The sequence below is a fragment of the Kibdelosporangium persicum genome (assembly GCF_013280595.1).
In the GTDB taxonomy this organism is placed as follows: Bacteria; Actinomycetota; Actinomycetes; order Mycobacteriales; family Pseudonocardiaceae; genus Kibdelosporangium; species Kibdelosporangium persicum.
The window spans coordinates 39,781-57,901 of the sequence record NZ_JAAATY010000015.1; the positions used below are offsets into that span (position 1 = coordinate 39,781).

Consider the following 18,121-nt stretch of genomic DNA (forward strand, 5'->3'; position numbering starts at 1 on the left):
TGATGTCCGGGCCGAAGACCAGCGCCTGAACCTGGGTCTCGTGGCCGGGCAGCAAGGCGTTCTGGCGGGGGAGTGAAGGGCCGGCCACGTCGAAGGCCCGGCGAGACTGTCGGACCCCTCGGCTACTGTCCGGGCTGTGCGGACGATGACTGTGCTGGCGCGGCGGCCCGGGTTCGGGGTCGACGTCGTGACCTGCGCGGATGACCACACCCGGTGGTCGAAGCCGGAAGTGCGGACGGGCTTCGGCTTCGTGCTGGCCTGGCGGGGGCGGTTCCGGTTGTCGTCGCGTGGCCGTGAGGTCGATGTGGACTCGACCGTCGGTTACGTGAGCGTTCCCGGTGCCGAGGAGCGGTTCTCCCATCCGGCGGGCGGCGACGTGTGCACGTCGGTGACCGTCGCGCCGGAACTCTGGCGTGGTTCGGATGGTCCCGCCCTGTACGTCGACGCCCGCACGGACCTGGCGCACAAGCGACTGCTCGCTGCCGTGCGGGGCAGGGACATCGACTACGAGGCCGCCGAGGAGTTACTGGACCTGCTGGCTGGTCGCGCACCCGTGCTCAAGGGGCCGAACGACGGCGCGATGCTGGCGGCCGCCCGTGAGGCGATCCTGACCGAGGACCCTGGCGGTCTGTTACCGCTTGCCGAGCGGCTCGGTGTCTCGCCGTACCGGCTGAGCCGGGCGTTCCCGCGTGAGCTCGGAGTCTCGGTGACCCAGTACCGCAACCGGGTCAGGGTGGGCAAAGCCCTTGACCGGATCGCCGAGGGGGAACGGGATCTCGCGGGGCTCGCGGCCGACCTGGGGTTCGCCGACCAGGCGCACCTGTCCAGGGTGGTCCGCGCGCACCTCGGGCGCACGCCAGGGGTGCTGAGGCGGCTCCTGCAAGAATCTTCAAGACCCGCGCGGCCGGGAAGCCGAGACTCGCCGGCATGAGCAGAACGTTGACGACAGTGGTGATCGACAGTGCCGCGCCGCCGACCCTGGCGAAGTTCTACCAGGCGGTGACCGGGTGGGAGCCGGCTTCCGGCACGGACGACTTCGCGAGTCTCACCGGCGGGCCGGTGGTGCTGGCGTTCCAGTACGTTCCGGACTACCGGGCCGCGGGCTGGCCGGACAACGGCAAGCACATCCATCTGGACTTCGAGGTGGACGACGTGGCCGCGGCCGTGCGGGAACTCGTGGCCGCGGGCGCGACCAAGCCGGAGTTCCAGCCCGGCGGCGACGACTGGACAGTCCTGCAGGACCCGGAAGGCCACGTCTTCTGCCTGGTGCCTGCCGCGACCGCATAGGGGAGAACAGACCGCATGATCGCTGTGGGTTCGCTGGAAACGCCGGTCGGCAGGCTGCACGTGGCCGTGACCGACGTCGGGCTGGTCGGCGTGAGCTGGGGCGAGCCCCGGGTCGATCTGCCCGTTGTGGACGATCCCGCGCGCGTCGAGCCCGTGCTCACGCAACTGGCCGAGTACTTCAAAGGCGAGCGCACACGGTTCGACGTCGCCATCGACTGGCGGCTGACCTCCTCGGTCCAGCGCGAGGTGCTGCGGACCCTTTACTCCACTGTGGACTACGGCTCCGCGGTCACCTACGGGCAACTCGCCACGCGCAGCGGGGATCGTGTGCCCGCGCGCGGTATCGGGTCGATCATGGGGTCCAATCCCGTCCCGATCGTCGTTCCGTGCCACCGGGTCGTCGCCGGCGACGGCCTGGGCGGCTACAGCGGGGGATCGGGACGGGACGGTCTCGCCGTCAAGCAGTGGCTGCTGATCCTGGAGGGGGCGTTGCCGCCCACGCTCGGCTGGGATCCCGAGCGTCTTGAGCTCTGACCACCTGGTTGCGGCCCTGGTTCTTCGCGCGGTACATGGCCCGGTCCGCGGCGGCGAGCACAGTGTCGAGCGTGTTGCCCGCGTCGGGGTGGACGGCCACACCGATGGAGACCGAGATGCTCCGGACGACCACGTCGGAGTGGGGCACCTCGAGTCGTTCCACGGCCTGGCGAATCCGTTCCGCGACCCGCACGGCGTGGTCGTAGGAGGCCGTGGGCAGCAGGACGACGAACTCCTCGCCGCCGAACCGGCCGACGAGGTCGAACGTGCGCACCTCGCGGCTGATGGTCGTCGCGATCGCCCGCAGCACGGCGTCGCCCGCGAGATGACCGTACGTGTCGTTGATCCGTTTGAAGAAGTCCGCGTCGATCATCAGCACGCCGCACGGCTGGTCCCCGCGCCCGAGTTCGGCGTCCGCGCGTTTCTCCCACTCGCCGCCGGTCAGCACGCCGGTCTTGTGATCGTGCTCGGACATCACCTGTAGCTGACGGCCCAGTTCGCCGCGCGGCAACGTCACCACCGGCAGCAACATCAGCGCGACCAGCGCGGGATGCTCGGTCAGCAGCACCGCCGTGATCCCGCCAAGGCACAACGTGGTCGCTTCGAGCACGTTCTCGGCCCACGAACCGAGCAGCGACTCGAACGTCCGGGACGGGTGGTGCAGCCGGAACCCGATCACCACGAGCACGCAGTTGACGACCATGTACGTCGCGCCGCTGGCCACGTACGACAACGATCCCAGCGGCAGCATCAGTACGGCTTGAGCGGCGGCGATGGACAGCACGACGGTGGCCGCCGAGCACACCGTCCGGTACAGCCGCACGCGCGGCACCGCCTGCCAGATCCGGAGCCACAGGTGCGCGTAGATCAGGACAGCCAAGACGCAGGCGATGCTGTACGGCAGCAACAGCGCCCCGGCGAACAGCCAGACCGACGTCATGTTGACATGCGGGTTGCTGGTGAAGAACCGGCGCATCCGCTCCACCCGCACCGACAACTCGGCCTGCAGGACGGCCGCCGCCAGCAATACACCGAACCAGCGCCAGTCCTGGTCGGTCACGGCACGTCCGGGCACCAGCAACGGCGACAGGACGGCCGCGAACTCGAGCGTGAGATAGTACGGCAGGACACCGCGTGGCGCGGTGAGCAGCCGGGCACCCCTGGAATCGCGTGAGGTATCCACCAGTCCTCCCCCGAGAGTGGATATCAGCCCAGCGTAGCCGATTCGCCACGCTCCGAACAGGTGAATCCGCCTACCGGCTGAGTCCAACCGGACCGGGCCACCGCATTTATTTAGTATGTGAACTATTTAAAGTCCTGTACGCACAACGGAAACCTGTCGTTGACATGAGCACGCACGCCGGGTGACACTCAGCCCGGGAGAGCGCTCCCTCACTGGATACCGGACCACGCCCCGCCGCCAGCGCTGGCCGGATCCGCCCGTGCCCACCCCTGCCCGCACGGGCCGATCTCGGAAGGAGAACCGTGAAATCCGGTTACTCTGGTCTTTCCGCGCGCCCAAAACGGCTGTTCGCAGCCGGTTTACTGGTCGCGGCAACCGTCACCGCCGGACCGCTGGCCGCCTCCGGCCAGGCCGCGCCGCCGGTCAACCCCGCTGACTACCAGCAGATCACGCTGGCCAAGGGTGAGCCGGAGATGGGCGAACCCATGTCGATGACCGTGCTGCCCGACCGAACTGTCCTGCACACCGCGAGAAACGGCACGATCCGGGCCACCGACGCGGCGGGCAACACCCGGATCATCGGCACCATCCCGGTGTACAGCCATGACGAAGAGGGCATGCAGGGCATCGCCGCGGACCCCGGCTTCGCCACCAACCGGTTCGTCTACGTCTTCTACGCGCCACCGCTGTCCACGCCGGCCGGGGACGCCCCGATGAACGGCACGGCCGCCGACTTCGCGCCGTTCAACGGCGTCAACCGGCTCGCGCGCTACACGCTCAACAGCGACCTGACCATCAACATGGCCAGTGCCCGCACCATCCTCGACGTTCCCACCAGCCGTGGCCTGTGCTGCCATGTCGGCGGTGACATCGACTTCGACGCGGCCGGAAACCTGTACCTGACCACAGGCGACGACTCCAACCCCTTCGTCGACGGGTACGCCCCGCTGGACGACCGGCCGAGCCGCAACCCCGCCGTCGACGCGCAGCGCAGCTCCGCGAACTCCAACGACCTGCGCGGCAAGCTGCTGCGGATCAAGGTCAACGCGGACGGCGGCTACTCGATCCCGGCGGGCAACATGTTCCCGCCCGGCACGGCCAACACCCGGCCCGAGATCTACGCCATGGGTTTCCGCAACCCGTTCCGGATGAACGTGGACAAGGCGACCGGCACGGTCTACCTCGGCGACTACGGCCCGGACGCGGGCACCACGACCAACCGTGGACCCAGTGGCCAGGTCGAGTTCAACCGGATCACGGGTCCGGGCTTCTTCGGCTGGCCGTACTGCACCGGCAGCAACACGGCGACCGAGACGTACGCGCAGTACAACTACGACACCGGCGCGGTGGGTGCCAAGTTCAACTGTGGTGGCGCGGTCAACAACTCGCGCAACAACACCGGTATCCGCACCCTGCCGCCCGCACAGCCCGCGTGGATCAAGTACGCCGGTGACAGCGGTTCGCCGCCGGAGTTCGGCGGCGGCTCGGAGTCGCCGATGGGCGCGCCGGTGTACCGCTTCGACCCGAACCTGCAGTCCGCGGTCAAGTTCCCGCAGTCGCTGGACGGGCACGTGTTCGCCACCGAGTTCGGCCGCCGCTGGATCAAGGACATCGAGGTGCTGCCGAACGGCACCCGCGGCACCATCCAGCCGTTCCCGTGGACCGGCACGCAGATCATGGACGCCCAGTTCGGCCCGGACGGTGCACTGTACATTTTGGACTACGGCACCGGCTGGTTCAACGGTGACGCGAACTCCGCCGTCTACCGGATCGAACACCGGCCGTCCGGCAGCCGTCCGCCGGTGGCCGCGGCCGGCGCCAACCGCACATCCGGGGCGGCTCCGCTCACGGTGAACTTCTCGTCCGCCGGGTCGTCCGATCCGGACGGTGGTCCGCTGGCCTACCGCTGGACCTTCGGTGACGGCGCCACGTCGACAGCGGCCAACCCGTCGCACACCTACACCGCGAACGGGACCTACACCGCGCAAGTCACCGTGACGGACAACCAGAACCTGACGGCGAACGCCAGCGTGATCATCAACGTCGGCAACACCGCCCCGACGGTCACGGTGGAACTGCCCGCCAACGGCCAGGTCTTCAACTTCGGCGACACGGTTCCGTTCCGTATCAGGGTGACCGACCCGGAAGACGGCACGATCGACTGCAACCGCGTCAAGATGACGTACATCCTGGGCCACGACAGCCACGGCCACGCGATCACGTCGCAGAACGGTTGCACGGGAAGCATCGCGACACCGTTGGACGGCGAACACGACACGTCCGCGAACCTCTTCGGTGTGTGGGACGCGGAGTACACCGACAACGGGGCGAACGGCCAGCCGCCGATCACCACGCACTCGCAGTCGGTGACCCAGCCGCGCACCCGCCAGGCCGAGCACTTCAAGGCCATGCAGGGTGTCGGCGTGATCGACAAGGCCGCGGCCAACGGCGGCAAGACGATCGGCAACATCGAGAACGGTGACTGGGTGTCGTTCGATCCCTATGTGCTGCAAGGAGTTCCGAACTTCACCGCCCGGGTGTCCTCCGGCGGCGCCGGTGGGCAGTTGCAGGTGCGGGCCGGCTCGCAGACCGGCGCCCTGCTCGGCGCGGCGACCGTGCCGAACACCGGTGGCTGGGAGACCTTCGTGACCGTGACCGCGAACCTGTCGAACGCCCCGGCCGGGACGACCAAGTTGTTCCTGGTGTTCACCGGCGGTGCCGGTGCTCTGTTCGATGTGGACGAGTTCACGCTCGGCGGGTCCGGCACACCGCAGCCCGGACTGCTGTCGGCAGGCCGGCCCGCGACCGCGTCCTCTTCGGAGAGCGCGACATATGGCCCTGGCAACGTGACTGACGGCAACGCCACGACTCGCTGGTCCTCGCAGTTCGCCGATCCCCAGTGGCTTTCGATCGACCTCGGCCAGGCCCGGTCGGTGTCGCGGGTCCGGCTGAACTGGGAGGCGGCGTACGGCCGCGCCTACCGGATCGAGACGTCGTCCGACGGAACCGTCTGGAACAGCGTGTACTCAACGACGGCGAGTGACGGCGGCATCGACGACGTCAGCTTCACCGCCACGAACGCGAGGTATGTCCGAGTCCACGGAATCGCCCGAGCCACGGCATGGGGCTACTCCTTGTGGGAGATGGAGGTCTACGGTGCATAACACTGTGCGCAGGGCCGGTCTGGGGATTGTCCTTGCGGTGTCACTTATGGTCTCTCTTGTGACAGGTGTCAGTCAGGCGGCCGACCCGCCATACCGGATCATGGTCTTCTCCAAGACAGCGGGCTTCCGGCACGACTCGATCCCGGCCGGAATCCAGGCGCTGCGGGAACTGGGCAGTGCCAACAACTTCACCGTCGACGCCACGGAGGACTCCGGGCAGTTCACCGCTGCGAACCTGGCCCAGTACAAGGTCGTGGTGTTCCTCAACACGACTGGCGACGTGCTCAACGCGACCCAGCAGACCGCGTTCGAGCAGTATATCGCCGGCGGCGGTGGATACGTCGGTGTGCATGCCGCGGCGGACACCGAGTACGACTGGGCGTTCTACGGCGGCCTGGTCGGTGCGTACTTCCACTCGCACCCGGCGATCCAGCAGGTGACCGTGCGCGTGGACGACCAGACGCATCCGTCCACAGCGCACCTGCCCGCGGCGTGGGTCCGTACCGACGAGCTGTACAACTACCGCACCAACCCGCGTGGGGCCGTCAAGGTCCTTGCCAGGCTTGACGAATCGACCTACTCCGGCGGCAACATGGGTGCCGACCACCCGATCGTCTGGTGCCAGAACTACCGTGGCGGCAAGGCCTGGTACTCGGGCCTCGGGCACACCCAGCAGTCGTACACCGAAGCCAACTTCCGGACCATGCTGCTCGGCGGAATCCGTTGGGTGGCAGGCATGGTCCGGGGCGACTGTGCTCCGGACACGCAGCCGGGGCCGACGTTGTTGTCCCGTGGCCGTCCGGCCGCGGCGTCCTCCGTGGAGAACGCGTCCTACGGCGCGGGCAACGCGGTGGACGGCAACACCGGCACCCGTTGGTCGTCGCAGTTCGCCGACCCGCAGTGGATCTCGGTGGACCTCGGCCAGACCCGGTCGGTGTCCCGTGTGCGGTTGCAGTGGGAGGCCGCTTATGGCCGCTCGTACCGGATCGAGACGTCGGCCGACAACGTCACCTGGTCCACTGTGAACACACAGTCGGCCGGTGACGGCGGCACGGACGACATCTCGTTCACCGCGACGAACGCGCGCTACGTCCGGGTCTTCGGTACCGCCCGGGCGACGGCGTGGGGTTACTCGTTGTGGGAGTTCGAGGTCTACGGCACCTGATCGGCAAGGAGACGAAGGGCCCGCTCGCCGCGGGCCCTTCGCCATGGTGCGGGCCCCGGACCAGCCCTCGCGGCAGGGACGGGGGCTGACCCGGTGCCGGGGATCAACTCGCCTGTGCGGAGTTGTAGAGGTTCTGGGCGTCGGTGCCGAAGTACGGGCCGAACATCCAGTTGGGGAAGAAGTTGTACTTGAAGCTGTTCACCGAGTTCTGCACACCCGTGCCGGTCGCCTCGCTGAACGACAAGAACCAGGGGCCGCCGCTCGAGCCGCCGGTCTGGTTGCACGTCATGCCGATGCCCTGGGACAGCAGGAAGTCGTTGAACACCTGGCCGCTGCAGTAGATCAGCTTCGAGCCGTCGTACGGCGCCGCGGCGGAGTAGCCGAAGGCGTACATGTTCTGGCCGCGCGGCTGGTTGAACGCGATTCCCTGGGAACCCACCACGTCGGTCAGGTTCTGGCCGTTGAGCGGGTTCACCACGGCCGCGCCGATGTCGTAGTTGATGTCCTCGCTGGCCGCCCACTGTGGGGTCGCGTGCGTGCTCTTCGCCGTCCACGTGCCGTACGGCGTATTGCCGCTGTCGTAGCCGGGCACGAACACCCAGTTGGTGTGGAACGCGCCGTCCAGCTTCACGCAGTGGCCCGCCGTCATCACGGTGTTCTTGTTCGCGCTGGTGACCGCGTTACCGCTGCACGAGGCGGTCCTGCCCTGGTAGGTGAAGAACACGCGGCCCGCGGTCCTGGTGACCGCGCCGCCGCCCGTCCACACGGCACCGCCGTTGGGGAAGGACTGCGGGACGATCGCCGGTAACCCACGGGCGACGTCCTTCAGCGACTTCGGTGCGACGTTGATCAGGTCAAGCGGCTGGGCGGAACGCATCCGCTCGGGCGTCCAGAACGCCGTCACGGCCCTCGCCGCGTCCGCGGTCGTCGCCGCGAGATGTGTCGTGGCCACGCTCTTCGCCTGTGCGGCGGGTGTGGTGAACGCGGCCACGGCCAATCCGGTCACGGCTAAGACGAGTACACGCTTCATAGCCAGCTCTTTTCCGGTGGGGAGCAGGGTTACTCGAAAGTAACTCGCGATCCGGCCGGAAACCAGCCTGAAACGGTTCAGTGCTGCTGAACGGGTGAATCAGCGGCGACCTGGTCAGCCCAGGTCGCGCAGCCACTGCTCGACGCCCGCGACGTGCACGGTGGCCCATGAACGAGCGAGCTCGGGCTGACGCGCCTCCAGCGCCGCCACGATCGCGCGGTGCTCGGCCACCGTCCGGTCGACCGCGCCGCCCTGGGAGATGCCGCGCCAGATCCGTACCCGCACGGTCGGGCCGGCCAACGTGTCCATCAGCTGGGCGAGGTAGTTGTTGCCCGCCGCCGCCACGATCCGGCGGTGGAACTGCAGGTCGTACTCGACTAGTTCCTCGACCGAACCGGCCTGCTCGGTGGCGTCGCACAGCTTGCGGAGGGCCTCGATGTCCTCGTCGCCGACCGACAGCGCGGCGGTCGCGGTGGCGGCGGGTTCGAGAATCCGGCGGACCTCCAGCATCTCCAGCACCGACTCTTCGCTGCGGTGCAGGTCCAGCACGAACGACAGCGCGCCCAGCAGTTCGCCCGCGCGCAGGCTGGAGACGTACGTGCCGTCGCCCTGCCGTACGTCGAGCACCCTGACCAGGGACAGCGCCCGTACGGCCTCGCGCAGTGAGTTGCGGGACAGACCGAGGCGATCGGCCAGGTCGGCTTCCCGCGGCAGCCGGTCGCCCGGCTTCAGCTCGCCGGACATGATCATTTCCCGGACCCGCAGGATCGCGTCGTCGGTTACCGCCACGCCTTACCCCTCATCAGACATCGGATGTCTAGAGGTCCAGTATGCGGCATGTCAAGCCTCGTGAGTGTTTATCAGGGTTAGAACACTGATAAACGCTCACGAGGGGCCTTCAGTCGAGCTGGTGGTATCGCGTGGCCGCTGAGGCGTGGGAAGCGTCGACGTAGACGTCATAGCGTTGTGCCCGCAAGGTCATGACGCTGCTGAAGTCCCGCCGTCCGAGCGTCGACCAGTGCGCCACGAAGCCGAAGACGGCTCCCCACACCGCGCCGATCAGCAGGCTGCCGAACAGCACCCACAACCATGCCGCGCTGACGGTGAACACGGCGAACAGCAAGCCGAACAACAGGCCGAACCACGCACCACCGGACGCACCCGCGACGGCGGCTCTGCCTCTCGTCATGCGCCCGGTGACCTGCTCGACCGTCCGGACACCGTCGCCGATGATCCGGACGTGCTCGACCGGGAACCCCTCGTCGGACATCCGGTCGACCAGTCGTTGCGCGTCGAGGTAGTCGGCGAAGCTCGCCAGCCGATGCTCGGCACCTGCCGGAGACGCCGCCGGGGTGGGCGTGAACTTGGGTTCTGTCATCGTTTCTCCAGAGGTGGGATGCGGTTAGAACCTGGCGTTACCCATCTCGTCACCGCGCGAAACGATTCCTGTCCCCACGGGACACTTGATCCCATGAGACTGGGTGTGTTCCTGCTGGCCGGTCGTTTCCCTGGCCAGGACGACCGTGACGCGCTGCGGCGCGCTTCCGACGCTGTGGTCTGGGCGGAGCGGGCGGGGTTCGACGACGCGTGGATCGCCGAGCACCACTTCATGTCGTACGGCGTGTGTCCCTCGGCCATCACGTTCGCCGCGCATGCCTTGGGGCGTACGGAAAGGATCACCGTCGGCACGGCCGTCAGCGTGCTGTCGACGACGCATCCGGTGATGCTGGCCGAACAGGTCACCATGCTGGACCAGATGTCCGGCGGACGGCTGCACCTCGGCGTCGGCCGTGGCGGGCCGTGGCGTGACCTCGAAGTGTTCGGCACCGGGCTGGACCGTTGGCAGAACGGCTTCGCGGAGAGCCTCGACCTGCTGATCGAGTGCCTGACCGAGCCTCAGGTCAAGAGCACCGGCCGGTTCGAGTTCCGGGAGGTGCCCATGGTGCCCCGGCCCGTCACCCGCCCTCGCCTGACCGTCGCGTGCACCTCGCCCGGCACGGTCGAGATCGCGGCCCGGCGGAACCTGCCGATGTTGCTGGGCATGGATCTGGACGACGCCGGGAAAGCCGCCATGATCTCGTCGTACGAACAGGCGGGCGGACAGTCGACCGAGCACATCGGCGCGGTGCTCGCCCATGTCGGCGACAGTCGGGCGCAGGCGGCCGACGAGCTCAGGGCGGTGCTGCCGCAATGGCTGGAGCCGGGCCTGAAAGGCTATGTGGCGGTGGACGATCGGCCGCGCAAGCCGCGTGATCCCGTGGAGTACGCCGAGCACCTGATCGGGATCAGCCCGGTCGGCACCGCGGAGGACTGCCTGGATCACCTGCGCCGCACCACGTCCGGCATCGGCCACTACATCCTCATGGTGGACGGGTGCGGCGATCCCCAGGTCACCCGTCGCACCATCGAGCGGATCGGTTACTTGACGGGCGTGGTCTGAACCGAGGCGATCAACCACTGCTCGTCCTGTCTGGCGAGCACGAACGTGACCGCGCCCTTGTCGGGCAACGGAGCGTTGGGCTCGGCCCGTTCGTCCGAGACGTGCTTGGTCGCGGAAACGACGGCGACGTCCGGTCGCACCAGCCACGCGTCGTGGATCTCGATCCTGGTCCGCACCTGAGCCAGCTGTGAGGCCATCGCCTTGCGGTAGGCGGCGCGGACCGTCTCGCGGCCGTGCAGCCGGTGGCCCGCGATGTTGACCAGGTTGACGTCCTCGGTGAGCAGGTCGGCGAAGCCGTCCGGGTCGTCCTGCAGTGTGTCGCTGTTCAGCACGACCTGCTTGATGTCGTCCATGACCGCATCCCTTCGTAACGGAGTGTTTCGCTCCGTTAGGCTAGGGCCGGAGCGTTTCGCTCCGCAACCCACTATGATCGGCGTCATGCCCAGGCAGGCCGAAGCCGAACGCAACGACCGCGCGCTGCTCGAAGCGGCGCGTGAAGTCCTCGCCGTGGACGGCGCGCACGCGTCCGTCGCGTCGATCGCCGCACGAGCGGGCGTCGGCATCGGCAGCCTGTACCGCCGGTACCGGTCGAAGACCGAACTGTTCCAGCACCTGGTGGAGATCGCGCTCGACCAGTGGACCGAGATCGCCGAGCGCGGCCTGGCCCACGACGACCCGTGGGACGGGCTCGTGCACTACGTCACCAGCGCGGTCGGTATCGGCTCGCTGGCGCCCTTGGCCGGGATGGTCACCATCACCGACGAGATGGCCGAGAAGAACGCCCGGTCCGACAAGGCTTTCGCCGCGCTGATCGACAAGGCGCACGAGGCGGGCGTGCTGCGCGCGGACGTCACCGCGATCGACGTGCTGCTGCTCGTCGAACAGCTCGGCAAGTCCCCGCTGATCGAGCAACTCCAGCGCCAGGGCCGGGAAGACCTGCTCGAAGCGGCCCGCGACGCGCGACGGCGGGTGATCGCCATCGCCTTGGACGGGCTACGTCCCAGCGATCACCCGTTGCCGGGAGACCCGCCCGGCATGGACCTCTTCAGCGAACGTTGGGCCTAACGCTGGTTGCGGAAGACGGTGAACAGCAGCCGCAGTCCGAGCAGGACGCTGATCACCAGCAGGTTGTAGCCCATCACCTGGTACAGCGTGATGTCGTTGATCAGCCGCGGGCCACCGGTCGTGCCGAGCAGCACCACGGCCATGATGCCGGTCGTCGCGCCGATGAACGCGAGCAGTCCCTGGTGCACGATGGTGGTGATCAGGCGCCGGTCCCGCTCGTCGGCGAACAGCCGGACGTTGACCGAAAGCCGGCCTTCCTCCACCGCCCCGCCGATCCGGTCGATCCGGCGTGGCAGCCTGCGCAGCACCGGCAGCAACGTCATCAGCTCGTCGGTCATCGTCTTGCGTAACGACGCCGGATCCATCTGCTCGGTCAGCCGGACCGAGGCGTACGCGCGGGACTCGACCACGATGTTGAAACCCGGTGCCAGCCCGGCCAGCGTGCCCTCCATTGTGGCCAGTGCGCGGAACACCGCCGCGATCTCCGGCGGCACGCTCAGGCCGTACGTCGTGACCAGCCTGAACAGGTCGGTGAACATCTCCACGTCCGGGGCGGCGCCGCCGGCGAAGTGCCGGGCGATGAACTGGCCGAGGGCTCGTTCGAGTTTCAGCTCGTCGATGTCGTCCGGCCGGGACACCACTTCCAGCAGCCCGTCCCGCAGTGCCGCCGCGTCCCCGCGGTCGATGGCCACCAGGAGGTTCTGCAGCCCGGTGCGCAGCGACCCGTCGAGCCTGCCGACCGACCCGAAGTCGAGCAGGCCGACTGTCCCGTCCTGCAACAGCATCACGTTGCCCGGATGCGGGTCGGCGTGGAAGACACCGTTGCGCATCACCTGACGCAGCAGGCAGTGCAGCAGTGACCGTGCCAGTTCCATGCGGTCGAGTCCGCGTGCGTCGATCTCGGCGCCCGCCGAACCCAGCGGCGTGCCCACGAGCCGGTCCATGACCAGGACCCGCGTGGTGGCCTGGTGGACGGTGGGAACGCGGACCGTCGTGTCGGCCGCGATGGCCTGGATGTTCTTGGCCTCGACCCGGAAGTCGAGCTCTTCCAGCAGGTTCTTGGCGAATCCGTCGGCGAGCGCGAGAACACCGAGCCGCTGGGCCCACTGGGTTCGTTCCTCCAGCGTGCGCGCCAGGCGGTACATGATGTCGAGGTCCCGTTCGACGATCGCGCGGATGCCCGGCCGCTGGACCTTCACGACCGCGTCGGTGCCGTCGATCAGCTTCGCCTTGTAGACCTGGGCGACCGACGCGCTGGCCAGCGCGGTCGTGTCAATCTCGGCGAAGACCCGGTCGACCGCACCGAGTTCGTCGGCGAGCACCTGGTCGATCTCGTCCCGTGGCGCGGGGGAGACCTGGTCCTGCAGCCTGCTCAGCTCCTCCACGAACTCCGGCGGCAGCAGGTCCGCTCGCGTGGACAGCACCTGACCGAGCTTGACGAACGTGACCCCGGCTTCTTCCAGCGCCTGGCGCAGGGACCTGGCCAGCTGCGCCCGCTTGACCGGATCACCGGTCCGCAGCCGGCCACGCAGGGCCGGGCCGAGCCCGTGCTTGAGCGCGATCCGAGTGATCCGCGAGTACCGGCGGGCCCGGCTGAACCGGCCGGGGATCGACCGCAGCCCGCCGACGAACCACATCCCGGTGCCGGACGGCTTCATCACCTCCAGCACGAACAGCATGGCGACCGCGACCAGCAGCGTCCCGCCGAAGATGGGGATGATGAACAGCAGGGCGATCTGCTCCTTGCCCTGGGTGACCGCGGGAAGCTGGCCCCCGATGAACCCGGCGACGCTCCACGCCGCCAGGGCCGCGATGATCGCCCGGATCGTGCCGACCCGTACCCCCAGAACTCTCCTGGCGCCCGCGATCAGAATCCACGCGGACAGTGCGAGCCCGATCAGGCCTACGATGCTGAACAGCCAGTACCCCATGCCGCAGACCCAACCAGACTCGCGCTCGGGCCGATCAGGGCCCCATGTCACCCGGTCGTCACGTGTACGGGTTGTCCACGCGCGGCCCCCAGGCGCAGGAGTTCGGCCCGGTGTGATCCGTGCACGCCTTCAGGCGCATGTCGGTCAACCGGGCGGTCCCGCCGCCGGTCCAGGAGATGTCGTTGAAATACCCGGTGTTCCCGCAGCCGCCTTCGTAATGCCGTTCCCCCACCTCGACTTCCGTGCCATTGGCGTATCGGACGTAAATCTCGAAATAAACCGACGCCTGGTCGCAGGACATGTCGGTCAGCCGGATGTCCATATCGGCGAACGACCGTGCCGACGTCCACGTGACGGTTCCGTTCGCGGACGCCCCGGCCTCGTTGGCGTAGATCGGCGTGTTCCCGGCCGACGCCGGACTCGCCAGTGCCGCGACTCCCACCACGGTCGCACCGAGAACGGCCGCGGCCTTCCGGCGGATCGATCGGCTGCTCATGCGCCCACCGCCCGCTTCGTCACCGGACGGGACGACAGATCGTCCCGCACGTCACCGGGAACCGCGTGCGCCGGAACCGCGGTCCGCGGACCGAATCCGACCAGCCCGGAAACGGCGACTGCCGTCAGCCGCCGGGCCCGGTTTCCGACCATGTTCACTTTTGTTCCTTTCCCTCGATTTCGCGTGCGGTCGCAGCGGCCAAGCTAGGTTCGGCGGGATTGTTCAGCAATGCCAGGCACACTGGACAAACAAAACCGCGAATGCCGGGTGGCGTGCCGGTGCCCGGCCTGGCGAGATGACCCGGTTCACTCCCGGGAGTGAACCGGGGACGTCCCGGACATGCCAGGATCGGGCTGTGGCGGGTGTGTTCAGTGCCGTGTTCGGCCCGGTGGGCCGGCGGCTGACGTATCGGCGCTGGACCTATCTGGTGCTGGGGGCGACCTTGATCGTCCCGTTCACGTTGGCGGCCGTGGCGATCGTGCCGCCGGTGTTGCGGCTGCTGCTGCCCGCCGACACCGCCGAGCAGCCGCTGGTCCTGGCGGCCACGATGGTCCTCGCGATCATCGCCTGGGCGGCGGGCACGTCGTTCATCCCGGCTGTGCGGGTCGTCGAGGGCACCGCCGCGCGGGAACTGCTCGGCGCCGGTGTGCCCGCGCAGGCGTCGGCGCGGGCGACGAACCTGGAGGCGCGCTGGAAGACGTGCCAGTGGTTCCTGGTGCACATCCTGATCGGCGCGGTGATCGGCGGGTTCACCCTGTATGTGCCGATCGGGCTGCTGCAGTCGTTCGCGGCGCCGTTCACGGGCGAGTGGCTCGTCATCGACGACACGCACGTCCGCGTTCCCACGGGTTGGCAGTCCGCATGGATCCCCGTGGTCAGCGTGGTGGCCACCGTCGTGCTGGTACACGTGGTCAACCTCGCCGGAGTGGGCCTGACCAGGCTTTCGCAGGTGTTGCTGGGCCCCACACCCGCGGACCATCTCGCGGAGCTGAAACAGCGCGCCGAACGACTGGCCGAGCGCAATCGGCTGGCCCGGGAGCTGCACGACTCCGTCGGGCACGCGCTGAGCGTGGTCACCATCCAGGCCAGCGCGGCCGGTCGTGTCCTGGAGAAGGACCCGACGTTCGCCCAGCGCGCGCTGACCGCGATCGAGGAGGCCGCGCGGGACGCGCTCGCCGACCTCGACCACGTACTGGGTCTGCTCCGGGAGGACGAGCCGGGCACGAAGCCACAGCACACGCTGGCCGACCTTGACGAGTTGCTCGGCACGATGCGGCTGGCCGGGGTGAACGTCGAGACCAGGATCACCGGCGATCTGCCCGGCCTGCCGTTCGCGGTGTCGACCGAGGCGTACCGGATCGTGCAGGAGTGCCTGACGAACGCGTTGAAACACGCGGGCAAGGTCACCGTGACGCTGGCGGTCAAGGCGGGCCACGACGCCCTGGAGGTCGACGCGGTCAATCCGCTGACCGGGCAGGCACGGACCGGCGGGGGTGGGCGTGGCATCGCGGGCATGCGCGAGCGTGCGACCGTCCTACGTGGACAGATCAACGCCGGCCCGCAGGACGGCGCGTGGCGGGTGAAGGCGAGAATCCCCCTGTGAGGTCGCAACTGTGAGTGTGAAGGTGCTGCTGGTCGACGACGAGGAGCTGATCAGGGCGGGACTTCGGGCGATCATCGACGCCGAGCCCGACCTGGAGGTGGTCGGCGAGGCCGAGGACGGCACCGAGGTGCTGCCGCTGGTCACCCGGCTCGCGCCGGACGTGGTGCTGATGGACGTGCGGATGCCCGTGGTCGACGGAATCCAGGCCACCCGGCACATCCTCGACCGGGTGCCGGCCGCGCCCAAGATCATCGTCGTGACCACGTTCGAGAACGACGACTACGTCTACGACGCGCTGCGCGCCGGTGCCAACGGTTTCCTGCTCAAACGGGCGAGGCCGGCTGAGATCGTGCGGGCCATCCGGGTCGTGGTGGCGGGGGATTCCCTGCTGTTCCCGGAGAAGATCCGGCTGCTGGCCGGGCGGCACGGGCTGGAGCCCGGCCGGTCCGGCCTGCGGGAGGCGGGGCTGACCGACCGGGAGGCCGAGGTGCTCCGGCTGATGGCCACCGGACTGTCCAATGTGGAGATATCGGAGCGGCTGTTCGTCAGTGTGCAGACGGTGAAAACGCACGTGGGCAACGTGCTGTCGAAGCTGCACGCCCGGGACCGCACCCAGGCCGTGATCACCGCCTACGAGTCGGGCTTCGTGACGCCCGGTTAACGCTTCGCTTCCGCCCAGGCCCGGCTCAGGCGGTTGACCAGTTCGGTGAGGATGTCGTCGGGGAACGCGAACGGCAAGCGGATGTGGTTGTCGTGCGCACCGGTCGGGTCGGTCGCGGCGCCGGGCACGACCTCGACGCCGTGCCGGAGCGCGACCTGGCCGAAGATCCGGGCGTCGGTGCCGGGCAGCTCGATCCACAGCGCGGATCCGCCATCCGGTGTGCGCCAACGCCATTCGGGCAGGTTCTGGGTGAGCAGCTCACGCACCCGGCCGAGCCGGTCCCGCAACTGCGTGACCCGGGCCGCGGCCAGTTCGGGCAGTTGCGGCAGCAGCCGTGCCGCCAGTGCCTGGTCCAGTACCGGGCTGCCGAGATCGGCCAGCGCCTTGTGCCGGGCCAGCCGTTCGGCCGTCTCGATCGACGCCCGTACCCAGCCGATCCGCAGGCCTGCCCAGACGGACTTGGCCAGCGAGCCGATCGTGAGCACTTCCGCGTTGCCGGTGGCGAAAGCGCCGATCGGCGGGGGAGCGCCTTCCGCGGCCCCGACGGTGTAGGCGTGGTCCTCCACGACCGGAACGGCGTACCGCGCGGCCAGTTCCACGATCCGGCGGCGCCGGGCCGTGGACATCAGCACCCCGGTCGGGTTGTGGTAGGTGGGCATGACGTACAGCAGGTCCGGCTGGTGCTCGGCCATCGCACGGGCCAGCTGGTCGGCCCGGATGCCCTCGTTGTCCAGCTCCACCCCGACCAGTCGGACCCCGGTCGCCCGGAACACGTCGAGACAGCCCGGCCAGCTCGGTGTCTCCACGACCGCCGTCCAGCCGCGCCGCAGGTACATCTGGGTGATCAGGCCGATCGCCTGCTGCGCCCCGGTGGTGATCACCACCTGTTTCGGTTCGGTGGGCAGCCCGGTGGCGGTCAGGTGCCCGGCGACCGCCGAACGAAGCTCGGGCAGCCCGGCCGGGTGGTAACCCGAGCCGTTGAGCAACGCGGGTAAGTCCGCGTGTACGAGGTCCAGCAACGCCCCACGCAGATGCGGCGCGCCCGGGTCGTAGGCCCTGGCCAGCGAGATGATGTCGCCTGCTCCGTCGTTGGTGCGGTTGATGATCGGTGCCGCCCGGCCAAACACCCTGCCCTCGACGCTCGGCCGGAACCCGGGTGGCCGCACCACCCGCGTGCCGCTGCCTCGCCGGCTGTCGACCAGGCCGATCGAGCGCAGTTCGTCGTACGCGGACACCACGGTCGCGCGGCTCACGGCAAGAGCCCGCGCCAGATCACGCTCGGACGGCAACCGCTCCCCGGCATGCAGATCCCCTGCGTGGATGGCTCGGCGCACAGCCTCAGCCAACCGCCGGTACAGCGGTGCCCGCCCGGCTGACGTGCTCGTCCAGTCGCCGAGAACCTCGACGAGGTCGGAGCCGTCGGTCAAACGGTCCATTGCTCCCCCTGAATGGCCCGCGATCCAGGCCAAAACTCCCTTTGCTCGTGCCAACCTTTTCCACACTGATCGGTTTTCTGGTGGCTTCGTTAGCACTTCACGAGCAGACTTCTCGTGCGTGTTTTG

General features: G+C 68.6%; 18 protein-coding genes. 9 read left to right on the forward strand and 9 right to left on the reverse strand.

Features of this window, described 5'->3' with window-relative positions:
• Positions 1-145 precede the first annotated feature (145 nt).
• From GC106_RS25225 to GC106_RS25235, 3 genes are read left to right on the forward strand one after another with little or no spacing between them, the layout of a single operon-like run.
• Complete coding sequence (locus tag GC106_RS25225; protein ID WP_173135912.1) at positions 146-931, forward strand: helix-turn-helix domain-containing protein; 786 nt, start codon at positions 146-148, stop codon at positions 929-931.
• Positions 928-1,287: a VOC family protein gene (locus GC106_RS25230; RefSeq protein ID WP_173135557.1), complete on the forward strand. Its 360-nt coding sequence runs from the start codon at positions 928-930 to the stop codon at positions 1,285-1,287. Before GC106_RS25225 ends, GC106_RS25230 begins: the two co-directional genes overlap by 4 nt.
• Positions 1,288-1,302: 15 nt before the next feature.
• Positions 1,303-1,821 carry a methylated-DNA--[protein]-cysteine S-methyltransferase gene (locus tag GC106_RS25235; RefSeq protein ID WP_173135560.1) on the forward strand — a complete coding sequence of 173 codons (519 nt, stop codon included), beginning with the start codon at positions 1,303-1,305 and terminating at the stop codon, positions 1,819-1,821.
• Here GC106_RS25235 and GC106_RS25240 read toward each other — a convergent pair.
• The gene (locus GC106_RS25240) at positions 1,745-3,004 is read right to left on the reverse strand and encodes a GGDEF domain-containing protein (protein ID WP_312872832.1); all 1,260 of its coding nucleotides are present in this window, start codon (positions 3,002-3,004) and stop codon (positions 1,745-1,747) included. The genes GC106_RS25235 and GC106_RS25240 overlap by 77 nt on opposite strands.
• Positions 3,005-3,306: 302 nt before the next feature.
• On the opposite strand from GC106_RS25240, the gene GC106_RS25245 reads away from it, so the two are divergent.
• Both GC106_RS25245 and GC106_RS49745 read left to right on the forward strand, forming a co-directional pair.
• Positions 3,307-6,168, forward strand: coding sequence for a carbohydrate-binding protein (locus GC106_RS25245; RefSeq protein WP_217280935.1), 2,862 nt, complete (start codon positions 3,307-3,309; stop codon positions 6,166-6,168).
• A gap of 58 nt (positions 6,169-6,226) precedes the next feature.
• On the forward strand, positions 6,227-7,333 hold the full coding sequence (locus GC106_RS49745; protein WP_376777763.1) for a ThuA domain-containing protein: 1,107 nt from the start codon (positions 6,227-6,229) through the stop codon (positions 7,331-7,333).
• 103 nt (positions 7,334-7,436) lie between these two features.
• Here GC106_RS49745 and GC106_RS25255 read toward each other — a convergent pair whose 3' ends face one another.
• From GC106_RS25255 to GC106_RS25265, 3 genes are all read right to left on the reverse strand, one after another.
• Complete coding sequence (locus GC106_RS25255) at positions 7,437-8,363, reverse strand: trypsin-like serine peptidase (protein ID WP_173135565.1); 927 nt, start codon at positions 8,361-8,363, stop codon at positions 7,437-7,439.
• A gap of 114 nt (positions 8,364-8,477) precedes the next feature.
• Complete coding sequence (locus GC106_RS25260) at positions 8,478-9,152, reverse strand: FadR/GntR family transcriptional regulator (protein ID WP_173135568.1); 675 nt, start codon at positions 9,150-9,152, stop codon at positions 8,478-8,480.
• A gap of 109 nt (positions 9,153-9,261) precedes the next feature.
• Complete coding sequence (locus GC106_RS25265; RefSeq protein ID WP_173135571.1) at positions 9,262-9,741, reverse strand: YflT domain-containing protein; 480 nt, start codon at positions 9,739-9,741, stop codon at positions 9,262-9,264.
• 93 nt (positions 9,742-9,834) lie between these two features.
• On the opposite strand from GC106_RS25265, the gene GC106_RS25270 reads away from it, so the two are divergent.
• Positions 9,835-10,803: an LLM class flavin-dependent oxidoreductase gene (locus GC106_RS25270; protein ID WP_173135574.1), complete on the forward strand. Its 969-nt coding sequence runs from the start codon at positions 9,835-9,837 to the stop codon at positions 10,801-10,803.
• Here the strand turns inward: GC106_RS25270 and GC106_RS25275 are convergent.
• Complete coding sequence (locus GC106_RS25275; RefSeq protein WP_173135577.1) at positions 10,782-11,156, reverse strand: SgcJ/EcaC family oxidoreductase; 375 nt, start codon at positions 11,154-11,156, stop codon at positions 10,782-10,784. The genes GC106_RS25270 and GC106_RS25275 overlap by 22 nt on opposite strands.
• Before the next feature lie 85 nt (positions 11,157-11,241).
• On the opposite strand from GC106_RS25275, the gene GC106_RS25280 reads away from it, so the two are divergent.
• Positions 11,242-11,868 carry a TetR/AcrR family transcriptional regulator gene (locus tag GC106_RS25280; protein ID WP_217280937.1) on the forward strand — a complete coding sequence of 209 codons (627 nt, stop codon included), beginning with the start codon at positions 11,242-11,244 and terminating at the stop codon, positions 11,866-11,868.
• Here GC106_RS25280 and GC106_RS25285 read toward each other — a convergent pair.
• The 3 genes from GC106_RS25285 to GC106_RS25295 are packed head-to-tail and all read right to left on the reverse strand — an operon-like array spanning position 11,865 to position 14,453.
• A complete protein-coding gene (locus GC106_RS25285; protein WP_246366698.1) occupies positions 11,865-13,799 on the reverse strand; it encodes an ABC1 kinase family protein in 1,935 nt (644 codons plus the stop codon). The genes GC106_RS25280 and GC106_RS25285 overlap by 4 nt on opposite strands.
• A 58-nt stretch (positions 13,800-13,857) precedes the next feature.
• Positions 13,858-14,295, reverse strand: coding sequence for a hypothetical protein (locus tag GC106_RS25290; RefSeq protein WP_173135583.1), 438 nt, complete (start codon positions 14,293-14,295; stop codon positions 13,858-13,860).
• Positions 14,292-14,453 (reverse strand): hypothetical protein, encoded by a 162-nt coding sequence (locus GC106_RS25295; RefSeq protein WP_173135586.1) that lies wholly within the window; start codon positions 14,451-14,453, stop codon positions 14,292-14,294. Before GC106_RS25295 ends, GC106_RS25290 begins: the two co-directional genes overlap by 4 nt.
• Before the next feature lie 197 nt (positions 14,454-14,650).
• Here GC106_RS25295 and GC106_RS25300 point away from each other — a divergent pair, with 197 nt between their 5' ends.
• Both GC106_RS25300 and GC106_RS25305 read left to right on the forward strand, forming a co-directional pair.
• Complete coding sequence (locus GC106_RS25300) at positions 14,651-15,898, forward strand: sensor histidine kinase (RefSeq protein ID WP_312872833.1); 1,248 nt, start codon at positions 14,651-14,653, stop codon at positions 15,896-15,898.
• Positions 15,899-15,908: 10 nt separating this feature from the next.
• A complete protein-coding gene (locus tag GC106_RS25305) occupies positions 15,909-16,559 on the forward strand; it encodes a response regulator transcription factor (protein ID WP_173135592.1) in 651 nt (216 codons plus the stop codon).
• Here GC106_RS25305 and GC106_RS25310 read toward each other — a convergent pair.
• On the reverse strand, positions 16,556-17,995 hold the full coding sequence (locus GC106_RS25310) for an aminotransferase-like domain-containing protein (RefSeq protein ID WP_173135595.1): 1,440 nt from the start codon (positions 17,993-17,995) through the stop codon (positions 16,556-16,558). The genes GC106_RS25305 and GC106_RS25310 overlap by 4 nt on opposite strands.
• Positions 17,996-18,121: the final 126 nt, after the last annotated feature.